Below are 14,873 nucleotides of genomic sequence, written 5' to 3'. Positions count from 1 at the left end.
GCACCATGGATAGGTGAGCACTCGCGCCGATTCCGGGCCGCCCGGCGCTGCCGACCCGTTGGGCCGGTTCAGCGCCATCACCCGCGAGTGGTTCACCAGCACCTTCGACAGCCCCACCACCGCCCAGGCCGAGGCCTGGAACGCGATCGCCGACGGCCACAACACCCTGGTGATCGCCCCGACCGGATCGGGTAAGACGCTGGCGGCGTTCCTGTGGGCGCTGGACAGCCTGGCCGGGTCGACTATGCGCCCGCCGGGCACCCGCGTGCTCTACGTCTCCCCGCTCAAGGCGCTGGCCGTCGACGTCGAACGCAACCTGCGCACCCCCCTGGCCGGCCTCACCCGCATCGCCGAACGCCAGGGCCTGCCCGCCCCCGACATCAGCGTCGGGGTCCGCTCCGGCGACACCCCGCCCGCCACCCGTCGCCAGCTGATCAACCGCCCGCCCGACGTGCTGATCACCACACCCGAGTCGCTGTTCCTGATGCTCACCTCGGCCGCGCGCGAGACGTTGGCCGGCGTGCAGACCGTCATCGTCGACGAGATCCACGCGATCGCCGCCGGCAAGCGCGGCGCGCACCTCGCCGTGTCGCTGGAGCGCCTGGACGCGCTGCGCGAGGACAAGCCCGCCCAACGCATCGGGCTGTCGGCCACGGTGCGCCCGCCCGAGGAGCTCGCCCGGTTCCTGTCCGGGCAGGCGCCGACGACCATCGTGGCCCCGCCGTCGGCCAAGACGGTCGAGCTCACCGTGCAGGTGCCGGTGCCCGACATGGCCAACCTGGCGAACAACACCATCTGGCCCGACGTGGAGAACCGCCTGGTCGACCTGATCGAATCGCACAATTCCACCATCGTCTTCGCCAACTCGCGCCGGCTGGCGGAGCGACTTACCGCCCGCCTCAATGAGATTCACGCCGAACGCAGCGGCGTCGAGCTGTCCACGGACGCCAACCCGAAGGTGGCCGGCGGCGCGCCGGCGCACATCATGGGCAGCGGCCAGACCTACGGGGCGGACCCGATACTGGCCCGCGCCCACCACGGCTCGGTCAGCAAGGAACAGCGCGCCCTGGTCGAAGAGGACCTCAAACGCGGGCTGCTCAAGGCGGTGGTGGCCACCTCCAGCCTGGAGCTGGGTATCGACATGGGCGCCGTCGACCTGGTGATCCAGGTAGAGGCGCCGCCGTCGGTGGCCAGCGGCCTGCAGCGCATCGGCCGGGCCGGTCACCAGGTGGGCGAGGTCTCGCGGGGCGTGCTGTTCCCCAAGCACCGCACCGACCTGATCGGCTGCGCGGTCAGCGTGCAGCGCATGCTGACCGGCCAGATCGAAACCATGCGGGTGCCTGCCAATCCGCTCGACATCCTGGCGCAGCAGACCGTGGCGGCGGCCGCGCTGGAACCGCTGGACGCCGACCGGTGGTTCGACACGGTCCGGCGGGCCGCGCCGTTCGCGACGCTGCCGCGCAGCGTGTACGAGGCCACCCTGGACCTGTTGAGCGGCAAGTACCCGTCCACCGAATTCGCCGAGCTGCGACCGCGATTGGTCTACGACCGCGACACCGGCATGCTGACCGCGCGGCCCGGCGCGCAGCGGCTGGCCGTGACCTCCGGCGGCGCCATCCCCGATCGCGGGCTGTTCACCGTCTACCTCGCCTCCGAATCCGAAAAGCCTTCGCGGGTAGGCGAACTCGAAGAAGAGATGGTCTACGAGTCGCGCCCCGGCGACGTCATCTCGCTGGGCGCCACCAGCTGGCGGATCACCGAGATCACCCACGACCGAGTGCTCGTCATCCCCGCACCCGGCCAGCCGGCCCGGTTGCCGTTCTGGCGCGGCGACGGCCTGGGCCGCTCGGCTGAGCTGGGCGCCGCGCTCGGCGCGTTCACCGGCGAGCTGGCCGGGCTCAAGCGCGAGGCCTTCGACACCCGTTGCGCCGGACTGGGTTTCGACGCGTACGCCACCGACAACCTGTGGGGGCTGCTCGATGAGCAGCGCACCGCGGCCGGGGTGGTGCCCACCGACACCACCCTGCTCGTCGAGCGGTTCCGCGACGAACTGGGCGACTGGCGGGTGATCCTGCACTCGCCGTACGGCCTGCCGGTGAACGGCCCGCTGGCGCTGGCGGTGGCCCGACGGCTGCGCGAGCGCTACGGCATCGACGAGAAGCCCACCGCCTCCGACGACGGCGTCGTGGTGCGGCTGCCCGACACTATTTCCGATTTCGCGTCCGACACGGGAACTGATACCCCGCCCGGCGCCGACCTTTTCGTCTTCGACGCCGAGGAGATCGACCCGATCGTCACCGCCGAGGTGGGCGGCTCGGCGCTGTTCGCGTCGCGGTTCCGCGAGTGCGCGGCCCGCGCGCTGCTGCTGCCGCGCCGGCACCCGGGCCGCCGCTCGCCCCTGTGGCAGCAGCGCCAGCGCGCCGCCCAACTGCTGGAGGTGGCCCGCAAATACCCCGACTTCCCGGTGGTGCTGGAGACCGTCCGCGAATGCCTACAGGACGTCTACGACGTCCCGGCCCTGACCCTGCTGATGACCGGCATCGCGCAGCGGCGGGTGCGGGTGCTCGAGGTCGAGACGCAGCGCCCGTCGCCGTTCGCTGCGTCGCTGCTGTTCGGCTATGTCGGCGCGTTCATGTACGAAGGCGACAGCCCGCTGGCCGACCGCCGGGCCGCCGCGCTGTCGCTGGACAGCACGCTGCTGGCCGAGCTGCTGGGCCGGGTGGAGCTGCGCGACCTGCTCGATCCCGAGATCATCGCCGGCACCGGCCGCCAGCTGCAGCACCTCGCGCCGGACCGGGCCGCCCGCGACGCCGTGGGCGTCGCGGACCTGCTGCGGCTGCTGGGCCCGCTGACCGAGGAGGAGGTGGCCGCCCGCGCGGGCGGCGCCGACGTGGGCGGCTGGCTGGAAGGGCTGCGCGCGGCCCGCCGCGCGCTGACGGTGTCGTTCGCCGGCCGCAGCTGGTGGGTGGCCGTTGAGGACATCGGCCGGCTGCGCGACGGCATCGGCATCGCGGTTCCGTTGGGCGTGCCGGCGGCCTTCACCGAGGAGGTGGCCGACCCGCTGGGCGAATTGCTGGGCCGCTACGCGCGCACCCACACCCCGTTCACCACCGGCGAGGCCGCCGCCCGGTTCGGGCTGGGGCTGCGGGTGACCGCCGACATCCTGGGCCGGCTGGCCGGTGACGGCCGGCTGGTGCGGGGGGGGGGGGGGGGCCCCGGCCGAATAGCCGGGGGCCCCGGGGGCGGGGGGGGGGGGGGGGGGGGGCCCCCCCCCCCCCCCCGGGCGGGGGGGGCGGGCCCGGCGGGGGGGGGGCGGGGCTCCTGCGCCCCCGCGGCCGAAATGCCCGGGGCCCCGGTGGCCGGGGGCGAGCAGTGGTGTGACGCCGACGTGCTGCGCATCCTGCGGCGGCGGTCGCTGGCGGCGCTGCGGGCCCAGGTCGAGCCGGTCAGCACGGCCGCCTACGGCCGGTTCCTGCCGGCGTGGCATCGGGTGGCGGCGGCCGAATCATCGCGCTCCCCAAGCCATTTCGGGCTGGACGGGCTGATGACGGTGATCGATCAGCTGGCCGGGGTGAGGATGCCCGCCTCGGCGATCGAGCCACTGGTGCTCGCCCCCCGGATCCGCGACTACTCCCCCGCGCTGCTCGACGAGCTGCTCGCCACCGGCGAGGTCACCTGGTCAGGGGCCGGGTCGATCTCCAGCGGAGACGGCTGGATCGCGTTGCACCCCAGCGAATCCGCGCCGTTGACGCTGCCCGGGCCGGCCGACATCGAACTGGGCGACGCCCACCGCGCCGTCCTGGACACGCTGGCGCCGGGGGGCGCCTACTTCTTCCGCCAGCTCACGCAGGACGGGTTGCCCGAGTCCGAACTCAAATCCGCGCTGTGGGAACTGATCTGGGCCGGCTGGATCACCGGCGACACGTTCGCGCCGGTGCGCGCCCTGCTCGGGGGCACCGGAACCCGCAAGCGCTCGGCGCCCGCGCACCGGTCGCATCGCCCGCCACGGCTGAGCCGATACAGCATCGCGCACCCGCAGGCGCGGCCCGCCGACCCTACGGTCGCCGGCCGGTGGTCGGTCCTGCCGGTCCCGGAGCCGGACTCCACGCTGCGCGCCCACTTCCAAGCCGAGCTCCTGCTGGGCCGCCACGGCGTGCTGACCCGGGGCGCGGTGACCGCCGAGGGCGTGCCCGGCGGGTTCGCCACCCTGTACAAGGTGCTGAGCACCTTCGAGGACGCCGGCCGGTGCCAGCGCGGCTACTTCATCGAGTCGCTGGGCGGCGCGCAATTCGCGGTCGCGTCGACCGTGGACCGGCTGCGCGCCTACTCCGACGGGGTCGACCCGGAACGGCCCGAGTACCGGGCGGTCGCGCTGGCCGCCGCGGATCCGGCCAACCCCTACGGCGCCGCGCTGCCCTGGCCCGCGCCGCGCGGCGAGGCCTCGGGGTCCGGCGGCCCGGGGGCGCGCCCGGGCCGCAAGGCCGGTGCGCTGGTCGTGCTGGTGGACGGCGAGCTGGCCTGGTTCCTCGAGCGGGGCGGGCGGTCGCTGCTCACCTTCACCGACGACCCCGCCGCGAACCACGCCGCGGCCACCGCGCTTGCGGACCTCGTCGCGTCCCGGCGCGTCGCGTCGATCCTGGTCGAACGCATCGACGGGGTGCCGGCCCTGCAGCCCCGCGCGGACGGGCCCGGCCCGGCCGACGCGCTGTCCGACGCCGGCTTCGCCCGCACCCCGCGCGGAATGCGACTGCGCTGACATGCCCGAAGGCGACACCGTCTGGCACACCGCCGCCGTGCTGCGCGAGCATCTGGTCGGCGGCACCCTGACCCGCTGCGACATCCGGGTGCCGCGGTTCGCCACCGTCGACCTCACCGGGCAGGTGGTCGACGAGGTGCTCAGCCGCGGCAAGCACCTGTTCATCCGGGTGGGAGCCGCCAGCATTCACTCGCACCTGAAGATGGACGGCAGCTGGCGGGTCGGCAGCCGCCCGGTACGGATCGACCACCGCGCGCGAATCATCCTGGAAACCGACAGCGTCCGCGCCGTCGGCGTGGACCTCGGCGTGCTGGAGATCCTGGAGCGCGAGCGTGACGGCGACGCCGTCGCGCACCTGGGTCCCGATCTGCTGGGCGAGGATTGGGATCCCGCGCTCGCCGCCGCCAACCTGACGGCCGACCCGGATCGGCCGATCGCCGAGGCGCTGCTGGACCAGCGGGTGCTGGCCGGGGTCGGCAACGTCTACAGCAACGAATTGTGTTTCCTGTTCGGGCATCTGCCCACCGCGCCGGTGCGCGACATCGCCGACCCCCATCGGCTGGCCTCACGCGCGCGGGATATGTTGTGGCTCAATCGCTTCCGCTGGAACCGGTGCACCACGGGCGACACCCGGACCGGCCGGCAGCTGTGGGTCTACGGGCGATCCGGGCAGGCCTGCCGGCGCTGCAGCACTCGGATCAATGTCGACGACTCCGGGGAACGGGTGACGTACTGGTGCCCGTCCTGCCAGCGCTGAGGTGCGCCGCTACTCGCGGCCGTGCGCGAGGAAGAACTGAGCGATGGCCTCGGACCCGTCGAGCGCGCGCGTGGTGGGACCGATGACGGCCGCGGGCAGGTATTGCTTGCCGCCCGGCCAGGTGTGGCCGCCGCGGTCGATCTTGTAGAACACCACCTCGGTGTTCGCCGCGCATCCCGTGGACTCGTAGCGGTGCACGACGGTGCCGTCGCGGACGTCGGGCAGCACCTCCATGGCCGGCTCGCCCTGGCACCCATCGGCCGAGCGCCACTTGGCCACCATGTTGTCCGCCGAGATGGAGTGGCTGACCCCGCCGCGCCCGCGCACCACCCCGCCCTTGAAGGGCACCAGCGGGTCGGCCGTCCCGTGGGCTTCCCAGACCGACACCGGCCGCGACGGGTTGCAGGCCACCCCCACGCCCAGGGTGCCGGCCACCGGGGCGATCGCGGCGAAGAGGTCGGCGCGGTCGCACGCCAGCCGGTTCGTCATGAAGCCGCCGTTGGACATCCCAGTGACGAACACGTGCCCGGGCGCGATGCCGTAGTCGTTCTGCAGCTTGCTCACCAGCCCGACCAGAAAGCCAACATCGTCGATGTGGCGCCGGTCGGCGGGCGAGGCGCCGCGCCCGTCGGCCCAGCTCTTGTCGTAGCCGTCGGGGTAGGCCACCACCAGGTTGTGGGCGTCAGCAACGGTGTCGAAGCCCGTCAGGCCGCGCTGCGAGATCCCGGTGCCGCCGCCCCCGTGCAAACTGAGCACCAGCCCGACGGGGTCGCCCGCCGGCACGTGCAACATGTAGGTTCGGTCCATGCCGCCGGATCGAAAGGTGCCGGAAATGTCTCGAGCGCTGGCCGCCGACACGTGCCGCACACCGCAGCCGACCACGCATATCGCCACCACAGCGAGGCACAGCCACCGCGCATACGTCATGTCGTCAGATCACCGACGGCGCGTCGACGAGGGCTCGCCGGTAACGCGTGTCCGACGACGGAGCAAACCCTTGTGTGGCACACACCGCATTATCGGCGATCCGGCGCCGGGTGACGCCCCGGCATGCAAACATTCGAACTAGCCCCGCCTTCAGCAAGCAACGGCACTTCTGTTCCACGGGAGTATCAGAAATGACGACCACCCAGATACGCAAGCCCATCGGGCCGCTGTCGCTCCTGGCGATCGGCGTGGCGCCGGTGGCCGGGCTGCTCGGCGTGCTGGCCGCGTCCGTCACCGCGCACGCCACCTCTCCCGATGACGCCTTCCTGGCCGCGCTGAAAGCCAAGGGCATCAATTACGAGTCACCCGACGCCGCGGTCAACTCCGGGCACACCGTGTGTCACGAACTCGACATGGGCCAGACACCCGAACAGGTCGCCAACAGCGTGCTGTCCAGCAGCACCCTGGACAGCTATCACGCCGGCTATTTCGTCGGGGTCAGCATCAAGGCGTACTGCCCGAAATACGCGGATGCCGCGGCATCATCCGGGTCCTGAAATTTACAGCCGGTTGACAGGCCCGTGATGTGATCGCGGATAAAATTTGAGGTATCCGATCTAATCGAAACCCAGCAAGGCCAAAATGGTTCCGAAACTTTTGGTCGGTGTTGCGGGTATGGCGATCGCCCTCGGTGCTTCCAGCGGGGCAATGGCGTCAGCCGCCACTGACCCCAATCCCTTCGGTCATCTCAGCTGCGCCTGTAAGGATTCCGATCCACCGGGCAGCCCCGCGCTGCGGGACAAGATCGAACAGGGCATCCACCAAGGCATTTCAAGTCCGCACGTCGCACAGTAACCCACCGCGGCCTACAGCCAGTCGCGCCGCTTGAACATCACGTAGAGCACCACCATCAAGACGAGTATCACGCCGGTGCTGGCCGCGAATCCGGCATGCGTGCCGAAGCCCGGGTAGGGCACGTTCTGCCCGTAGAAGCCCGTGATCGCCGTCGGCACGGCGATGATGGCGGCCCATCCCGTCAGCTTCTTCATGACGGTGTTCAACCGGGCGTCCTGCAGCGACAGATTGGTCTCGAAAATGGTGGTGATCATGTCGCGCAACGATTCCGTCCATTCGGACACCCGCAGCACGTGGTCGTACAGGTCGGCGTACAGCGGGTCAAGCCGGCGATCGGAACCGTCCGAAACACGGTGATGCACAATCGCATTGACGACCTCGCGCATCGGCAGGGCGACCCGGCGCAGGTTCACCAGGTCCCTGCGCAGCCGGAAGGTGCGACGCTGAAAGATCCCCTTACGGGGCCTGCCGTCGAACAGCTCGTCCTCGATGGCTTCGATGCAGTCATCGAGGGCCTCCACGGCGGTGAAATGACTGTCGACCACCACATCGAGCAGGCCGTGCACCAGCGCGCCGACGCCGTAGCCCTGGCCGCCGATCTCCTGCCACCGCCGGGTCACCTGTGCGATGTCGAAGTCGGGCGTCAGGCGCACGGTGATCAGCCCCTGCGGCAGCACGAATCCCGAAATGCGTTGCATCGACAGCATCCGCCCGCCGGTGTCGGGGGCGTCCGTCACGATCTCGACGGCGTAGACGGTGAAGAAGGTGTGGCTTTCGTATGCGGTGGCCTTGACCCGCTCGGCGGCCGCCACGGCGTCTTCGACCGCCCAGCGGTTCAGGCCGAGTTCGTCGGCCAGGCCGCACAGCGTGTCGTGGTCCGGTTCGCACAGGTCGGCCCACACCAGGGTGCCGGGTTCGGTGAGGTAGTCCGAGATCTTGTCGAACTCGAAGTCGTCCTGCGCCTTGCCGCCGCGCCACACCCGGCCCTGGATACTCGAAGCGATCTGCATCACGACATCTTCTCAATCGTTGTTCACGATCGGTAAACCCGCCAGCCACTCGCTCGCGCCGTGGTCGCCGACTACCCGTGATGGTCTTGACGTTGCGGGGGGCCGTCGGCCCGACCCGAGAGATTCAGCGAGCAGGTGGGTGACATGGAGCAATCAAACCGGTTGCAGCTCAAGGCATATCGTGCTGTATCCGAGCACATCGACGGCGCCTGGTGGCCGCGGTCGACGAACCTGGCCGACGAGCTGCCCGACCTGGTGCGGTCGCTGACCGACCGGCTGGGGCAGATCGTCATGGTGGGCTACCGTCGCAACGCGTGGCACGAGACACCCCCGCTGGTTGAAATCGACGGGCACACAATCGAATTGCTGGGCTTTATCAATGACGAGGAGGCCAGCGTCATCGTGATGGGCGAGAACGGCCGCCACATTACCCTGCAGGTCATCCGGCCGGAGACCGACGCGGACGTCGCCCGCCGGGCACTCGAGGCGGTCCGGGCACCCGCCGAGGCCGGGGTGTCGCCGGCCGTCCGGGTGACGGTTGGGCGGTCGGTGGCGGACGTGGCCGACAAGCTGGCCCGCCACGAGGGCCTCGGTGACGAACGGCGCACCGCGCAGATCAGGCGCTGGTGCGAGGAGACGGCGCAACGATTCATCGACGCACCGGTGCAGACCTTCGTCCCCATCCTCGTCGAGCACCTCGTCCGCAACCGCATGATGGAGTCGCCCAACCAGCGCTATCCCGCCGACGGCGGCCTGTGCATCACGGTGCCCGGCAGCTCCGCACCGTATTCAATATCGTCGTAGTCGCGTCCCCCCTTACGCCGGCGACCGTTCGCCGAGCCACCCCCCGGGCGCATCGGGACCATCGGCAGCATGGGGGTCTGGCCGGCGCCAGGGGGCAGCGCGGAGACCGCGGACACCAGCTGCACCGGCGCCGACGACCCCAGCATTCCCACCGTCGCCGGCGGCATGGTCAGGTTGCCGAGCGAGACACCGATGCCCAGCGCCGCGCGGGGCGCCAAGGATCCGGCGGCGTTGACCGCGCCGATCAGCTGTGTCTCGGCCGACGACAGCGCAGCCGTACCTTCGGCCAGTCCGCCGAAGATGTCCCCGGCCACGCCGCCCTGCAGGGCCTGCGCGGTGTTGAACTGGGCGAGGTAGCTGAGCAGGTTGATCGGCATGCCGCCCGCGAGTTCCTGCCAGCCCCAGACGCTCCAATACCGGAACCAGCCCGAGTCGGGATCCAGGCCGAAGGCGCTGGAAGTGGCGAGATCCTGGCCCGCCCCCAGGTCGGCGGCCGTCATCATTCCCGAGTTGGCGGTGTTCGAGGTGGGCACCACGGCGGCCTGGGTCGTCACGCCGGAGGGATTGGCGACCTGAGGCGGCGGCGTGAAGGAGGGCGGTTGGACGGTGCTCGCCGAGGTCGCGTCGTAGCGGACCAGCGCCGCCGAGTTGTTCACCCACATGGTGGCGTACTCGGCTTCGGTTTCGGCGATCGCCGGGTAGTTGATCCCGAAGAAGTTGGTGGCCAACAACATCGCCAGGCGCGCGCGGTTGGCGGCCACCAGCGAGGGATGCACCACCGTCCAGTGCGTCAATTCGAACGCCGCGGTCATCACCTCTACCGAGGTGGCGACCTCCTGGCATTGCTGCGCGGTGACGCGCAGCCAGTCCAAATAGGGTTCCAGCGCTTGGGCCATCGCCGCGGCGGACGGTCCGTGCCACGTCGTCATCAGCCAGGACAGCTCCGCACTGTAGCCGGCGGCGGACTGCTCGAGCTCCGTGCTGAGCTCCTGCCAGGCGCCGGCGGCCGCGATCCATGACCAAGGACCGGGCCCAGAGTGGATCAGCGCCGAAGTGACCTCCGGCGGCAGCATCCCGAAATCCATGAACCTTTACCTTGGGGAAGAACGTGGGTGGGGCGAACGCCATGCGTCGGCCCGTCCGGCGATTCGCGAGCGGGTGGCGATCAAACATCGCGGTGTCCCGCTGCCGGTCGCCGTTGACCGTGGGGTTCGGCGTCCGCAGTCGTGGGGCACCATAGAGGTCATCCCGCGGACGGGTTCCGAGGCATCACTTTGCCCTTGACCTCCCGGCCCACGGCAACGTCCTCGTATTTCTGCTGTTTGCGCTTGCGCCAGCCGGTGCCGGCCGAGGCCGTCGTCGGCGGCACCATCATCGGCATCAGGGGCAGACCGGATTCCGCGGCCGGCAGCGGCGAGGCCGCCGAGGCGAGCTGCACCCCGGTCTGCGTGCCCGGCAACAGCCCCACCACGGCGGGGGGCGCGGTCAGCTTGCCCAGCGACACCCCGACGCCCATCGCGCCCGACGGCGCCATGCCCGCGCCGATGCCTTTGACCGCGTTGGACAGGCTCGCCGAGGCGGCTCCGAGGCCCTCCGACAGGCCGCTGCCGATGTCGCCGCCCACGCTCTGCAGCGCGCTGGCCGACGAGTTCTGCGCCAGGTAGCTCAGCATGTTGATGGGGAAGCCGGACGAGATGAACTGGTTGCCCCAGGTGCTGAAGTAGCCGAACCACCCGCTGTTGGGGTCGCCGTCGCTGCCGAAGATGCCGGCGGAAGAGAGCAACGAGGAAAGTGAGTCGCTGGTGTTGCCGGCGGCCTGGTCTTGGGCCGTGAACACCGCGGCCTGCTGCCTGGTCGTTCCGCTCGGGTCGGTGGTGGACAGCGGCGAGTTGAACTGCGACAGCTGCGTGGTCGCCTGGGATGACGCCGCCTGGTAGCGGGTCATCGCCGCCGAGTTGTTCGCCCACATGGTCTGGTATTCCTCTTCGGCCTGGGCGATGGCCGCCGTGTTGGTGCCGAACCGGTTGGTGGCCAGCAGCTGCGCCAGGCGCGTCCGGTTGGCGGTGACCACCGCCGGCGGGACGATCGACGAGCGCGCGGCGGTGAATGCCGACGCGGCGGCATCGGCCGACGTGGCCATCTGCGCGGACTGCTGCGCGGTCTCACGCAGCCAGAGCAGGTAGGGCTGGACGGACTGCAGCATCGCCATCGCCGACGGACCGTCCCAGGACTCGATGAGCGACGACAGGGTCGAGGCATAGGTGGAGACCGAATTCTCCAGCTCGACGGCAAGCCGTTGCCACGCGCCGGCGGCCTCGATCAACGAGCCCGCTCCCGGCCCGGTGTGGATGAGCGTCGAGGTGACCTCGGGGGGTGCAAAAAGATCCATCACATCTCACAATGCCCACGCTGAGAACGTCCCCAGCAAATTTGCGTTAACCAGGCAACGAAGAACCCTGAAACTCTGCACGTCGAAGCCTGTCACCTGCAGTCGGTACCTCCCAGTTCGACCGCCGCGTGTTAGGACACCCTATACCTTTGGCTGAGAGCGATTTGACATTTGCTGGCCAGGGCCGTTTACCCGTCACCCGCCGTCCATCAAACGGTCACCGAGGCGCCGCGGTTCACCGTTATGATCCGGTCCCCCAGCCCGCGCTGCTGCATCTCGCGGGGCGAGGCACCGATACAGCTCCTCGCCGTACGGGACGACGATCGCGGCGCCCACCGCGGCCCCGACGGCGGCGAGGTACCCGCCCGGCAGCCGGTTCTTTTTCCAGCGCAGCCGCCATGCGTCGCGCGATCGGGCGCCGCGGGTGAGCTGACGAACCTCGCGCCAGTGCAGGCAGCCCAGCGCCGAGCCCGCCATGATCGGCAGCGACTCCAGGAAGCTGTGCACGTGCTGCTCGAACGTGGTGACCCGGCGCCCGCTGTGCTCGGCGGTGCTGGCCCATCCCGAAAGCGGTAATGGCAAGGCCGGAAGGCACATTCGCCGATAACTAGCCCACCTTGTCGATCAACGCCGGGGTCGGCGTTGCGGCGGGCAGGTCATGATGTCGAGCCCGCTTTCGTCTCGGCCGCAGGTTCGGTGAACTTCTCGGCGGCGGCGTAAGCGGCGGGCCACCATTTCGCCAGCAGCGTCAGTTCGGTCGCTTCCTGTCGAAGCGTCGCCGCTCGGGACGCGACGATCGCCGTCGAGTCGACGTCGGCGGGTTCCGGTCCGACGCCGGCAACTTTGGCCCTCGCGGCGTGGGCCAGGCGCAGGGCTGAGATAGCCGCGTTGCGCTCGCGCTCCGGTACCTTATGGGGCTCGGCGAGATAGTGCGTCAGCTCATCGCCGGGTATTGCACGGAAATATGGTCGCAGTCCCAAGATGGCGTCGCGGATCTCGACCACGGTCTGGTGCAGCTGCAACTCCGTCTTCGGGCGCCCCTGCCCGTCGTCGCCGGATTCGAAAACTCCTTCTGGGACAACAACCCTCATGGCCTGTCGCAGCGGCTGCAGTTCGCGCCAGCTCCGGCTGATGTGATCGAGTCCGAGGGAGCGACGCAGCTTCACCACAAGAGGGACGGGGGCGATCAGGAACAGGCTGAATATCATGTAGAAAAAGCAGGACGCGTGGAACTGGTGCCTGAGTTCGTCGGTCTGAGTCCAACCAAGTTGGTCGGATATCTGCAGGGCCACCTCGTGGAGCGCTGTCACAACGGCCGTCAGACCCATCGCCAGCGTGCTGATCGCGATCAGGCGCTCTCGCCGCCTGTCAACAATCCGCAACTCGCGCAAGGAATTCCAGATCACGCGAGTAACCAGGGCCATCGGCATGGCAATGAAGCAGGCCAAGGTCGTCACGGAGTTCCAGCCGGTCGTGAACTCCAGGGACTGCCCCGCAATGCGGGCATGAGTGCCGAAGACGAGCAACCCGACTGCGAGCAGCACACCCGCCAGCCGATAATATTTGTGCCTGCGCCGGGTTTCGGCTTCAGACATTCCCGACCACAACAGCGTGAACCCGATGAATTCGCTGTAGCTGTAACTCAACGCCGCGGTGCTCAATTGCCACGTGCCGGGCAGCGTCATGAAGGCCGTTCGGACGAGCACGTTTTGCACAAGGTGCTCGCGCAACAATTGGGCAACCAGCATCAACGCCAGTGTGCTGTTGAAATACTTCTCATAGAGATTGCTGTTGCACCATCGGTAGCGCCCGAGCAGCACCAGCATCATGAAGGCGATCAAGGGCCAGGCGATGAAGCCGGGCACAGTGGAGGCGCTCACTGGCGGAAGAACACGCTGCTCATCATCGACTGTCGCGCACCGGCTTCGGCGGCGGCAAGCATCACCAACGACGCGAACATCTCAGCATCGCGTTCGCGGTTGTCGTCGAAGCTGGTGCGGCCCAATATCACCCCGGTGCCGGGGTCGAACCCCGCCAGGGCGCTCGCGAAGATCATTTTGGGGTAGTACTCGGCGCTCGCGTCCCCCCGCGACCCGCCATCGTGTTCCAACACCATGTGCCCGATTTCGTGGCACACGATCTGGTCGATGTGATATTCCGACGTACCCGCCTCGTGGACGATGATGTCGTCTTCGTCGCGCTTCAGCCACACCCCGCAGGGGCCCAGCGCGAGCTGGTCCACCGTCGACACCAGGCGAATCGGCCGGCCCCGCAAGCGGGCGACGCCGTCGATGAACGCCGCGCGATCCCAGGGCACGGGAACCGGCAGGGTGCGAACCAACGCAAGCATGTCAACCGTGGATGCCATCTACGCCTCACCGCCCTCGCGCGGTATCACCGGCAGGTCTTGGAGTTTACGAACCTCGTCGACCATGGCCGCCAAACTCGTTATCGCCTGCGGCGTCAGCCCGGACGTACGCACCGCCAAATCCCGTACGCCGACATCGCGCAGCGCTTGGATCAAGGTCAGCTGTGCGTCGATCTTCTGGTCCGTGTCGCGATCGATCAAATACGACGCCGGCACCCCGAAAAACTCTGCGATCGCCCGCAAATGCGCGACCGTCGGGTTTCTTTTGACGCCGCTTCTCAGCTGCCACAGATACGCCGGACTGATCGATACGCCGGTTGTCTCGGTGATCGCCGCCGCGGCAGCGGCGTTGGACAGCGGGGCCGTGCCGGCCTTGCGCATCACCTCGAAAAGCTTCGTCAAGCGCGATGCCAACTCGCCGTTATCCGGCCCTTCGGCCCGGACATCGTCGACTCCCACTGGTCTCCCGTTTCGTGCACCCGCCAACAGCTTCGGCCCATGTTACAACCCGCCCTTTCGCCGCTGGCGCGCCGAATCGTCGCCCCGGCGGTTTACGGCAGCGTAAGAATGCGGTGCCTCGGAGCCGATACCCGCATCCGGCCGCATCTGCGTCTTTGCGTCGAAATCCATTCGCGCAGAAGGAAGTTCGTACAGGCCGTGGCGTGGCGCGCCGGACCAGCCTGCCAGCTGGTATGCGGCCGGGTTCGTCGGCGGTCGCGGTGTGCGGCGACCGCCGCGCCGCCCCTCCCCTGATGGCCAACGGCCAAGGTCAGGCGGGGTGCTCGGTGGATTTGACGCTGGGTGGCTGGTAACGTCAGTACACGATGATCGACTGTGGATGAAATGAGAGTGCATTGGATCGCGGCGGCGGGCCAGACGAAGCGGTAGCCGGTGGCGCTGCTGACAACGACTCTGATCTCGCGCTCAAGCTGACGAAGCTTTTCGAGGTGATGCGGAAGGCCGGCACGGCCCCGCTGTCCAACGCCGCTGCCGCGGCGGCGATCACC

Annotated in this window: 11 protein-coding genes and 1 pseudogene; 4 read left to right on the top strand and 8 right to left on the bottom strand. The window is 69.3% G+C overall.

Going from position 1 to position 14,873, the window contains the following annotated elements; genetic code table 11:
• The first annotated feature begins 13 nt into the window (after positions 1–13).
• Complete coding sequence (locus ACYQ8K_RS18835) at positions 14–4,756, top strand: ATP-dependent helicase (RefSeq protein ID WP_459971315.1); 4,743 nt, start codon at positions 14–16, stop codon at positions 4,754–4,756.
• Between the two features lies 1 nt (position 4,757).
• Complete coding sequence (nei2, locus tag ACYQ8K_RS18830) at positions 4,758–5,513, top strand: endonuclease VIII Nei2 (protein WP_459971313.1); 756 nt, start codon at positions 4,758–4,760, stop codon at positions 5,511–5,513.
• Positions 5,514–5,522: 9 nt separating this feature from the next.
• On the opposite strand, the gene ACYQ8K_RS18825 is transcribed toward nei2, so the two are convergent.
• Positions 5,523–6,440, bottom strand: coding sequence for an extracellular catalytic domain type 1 short-chain-length polyhydroxyalkanoate depolymerase (locus ACYQ8K_RS18825; protein WP_459971312.1), 918 nt, complete (start codon positions 6,438–6,440; stop codon positions 5,523–5,525).
• A 191-nt stretch (positions 6,441–6,631) separates the two neighbouring features.
• Here ACYQ8K_RS18825 and ACYQ8K_RS18820 point away from each other — a divergent pair, with 191 nt between their 5' ends.
• The gene (locus ACYQ8K_RS18820) at positions 6,632–6,997 is read left to right on the top strand and encodes a DUF732 domain-containing protein (protein WP_459971310.1); all 366 of its coding nucleotides are present in this window, start codon (positions 6,632–6,634) and stop codon (positions 6,995–6,997) included.
• Positions 6,998–7,306: 309 nt separating this feature from the next.
• Here the strand turns inward: ACYQ8K_RS18820 and ACYQ8K_RS18815 are convergent, their stop codons facing one another.
• Positions 7,307–8,305 (bottom strand): magnesium transporter CorA family protein, encoded by a 999-nt coding sequence (locus tag ACYQ8K_RS18815; protein ID WP_459971308.1) that lies wholly within the window; start codon positions 8,303–8,305, stop codon positions 7,307–7,309.
• A 144-nt stretch (positions 8,306–8,449) separates the two neighbouring features.
• Between ACYQ8K_RS18815 and ACYQ8K_RS18810 the strand changes: the two genes are divergently transcribed.
• A complete protein-coding gene (locus ACYQ8K_RS18810; protein ID WP_459971306.1) occupies positions 8,450–9,109 on the top strand; it encodes a DUF5994 family protein in 660 nt (219 codons plus the stop codon).
• On the opposite strand, the gene ACYQ8K_RS18805 is transcribed toward ACYQ8K_RS18810, so the two are convergent.
• The 6 genes and pseudogenes from ACYQ8K_RS18805 to ACYQ8K_RS18780 form a co-directional block, all read right to left on the bottom strand.
• Positions 9,040–10,194 carry a PPE family protein gene (locus ACYQ8K_RS18805; protein ID WP_459971305.1) on the bottom strand — a complete coding sequence of 385 codons (1,155 nt, stop codon included), beginning with the start codon at positions 10,192–10,194 and terminating at the stop codon, positions 9,040–9,042. The genes ACYQ8K_RS18810 and ACYQ8K_RS18805 overlap by 70 nt on opposite strands.
• Before the next feature lie 158 nt (positions 10,195–10,352).
• Positions 10,353–11,498: a PPE family protein gene (locus ACYQ8K_RS18800; protein ID WP_459971303.1), complete on the bottom strand. Its 1,146-nt coding sequence runs from the start codon at positions 11,496–11,498 to the stop codon at positions 10,353–10,355.
• A gap of 399 nt (positions 11,499–11,897) precedes the next feature.
• Positions 11,898–12,053 (bottom strand): annotated as a pseudogene (locus ACYQ8K_RS18795) (diguanylate cyclase/phosphodiesterase); the annotation flags it as partial.
• 101 nt (positions 12,054–12,154) lie between these two features.
• On the bottom strand, positions 12,155–13,378 hold the full coding sequence (locus tag ACYQ8K_RS18790) for a DUF6545 domain-containing protein (protein ID WP_459971301.1): 1,224 nt from the start codon (positions 13,376–13,378) through the stop codon (positions 12,155–12,157).
• Positions 13,375–13,866: a hypothetical protein gene (locus tag ACYQ8K_RS18785; RefSeq protein ID WP_459971299.1), complete on the bottom strand. Its 492-nt coding sequence runs from the start codon at positions 13,864–13,866 to the stop codon at positions 13,375–13,377. The genes ACYQ8K_RS18790 and ACYQ8K_RS18785 overlap by 4 nt, the downstream gene beginning before the upstream one ends.
• Entirely contained in the window at positions 13,867–14,325 is a 459-nt protein-coding gene (locus ACYQ8K_RS18780) for a helix-turn-helix domain-containing protein (protein WP_459971297.1), read from the bottom strand.
• Positions 14,326–14,873: the final 548 nt, after the last annotated feature.

The organism is Mycobacterium sp. MUNTM1 (genome assembly GCF_054660795.1).
The sequence above is the reverse complement of the archived record's forward strand: the minus strand, read 5'-3'. Positions and strand labels throughout refer to the sequence as shown.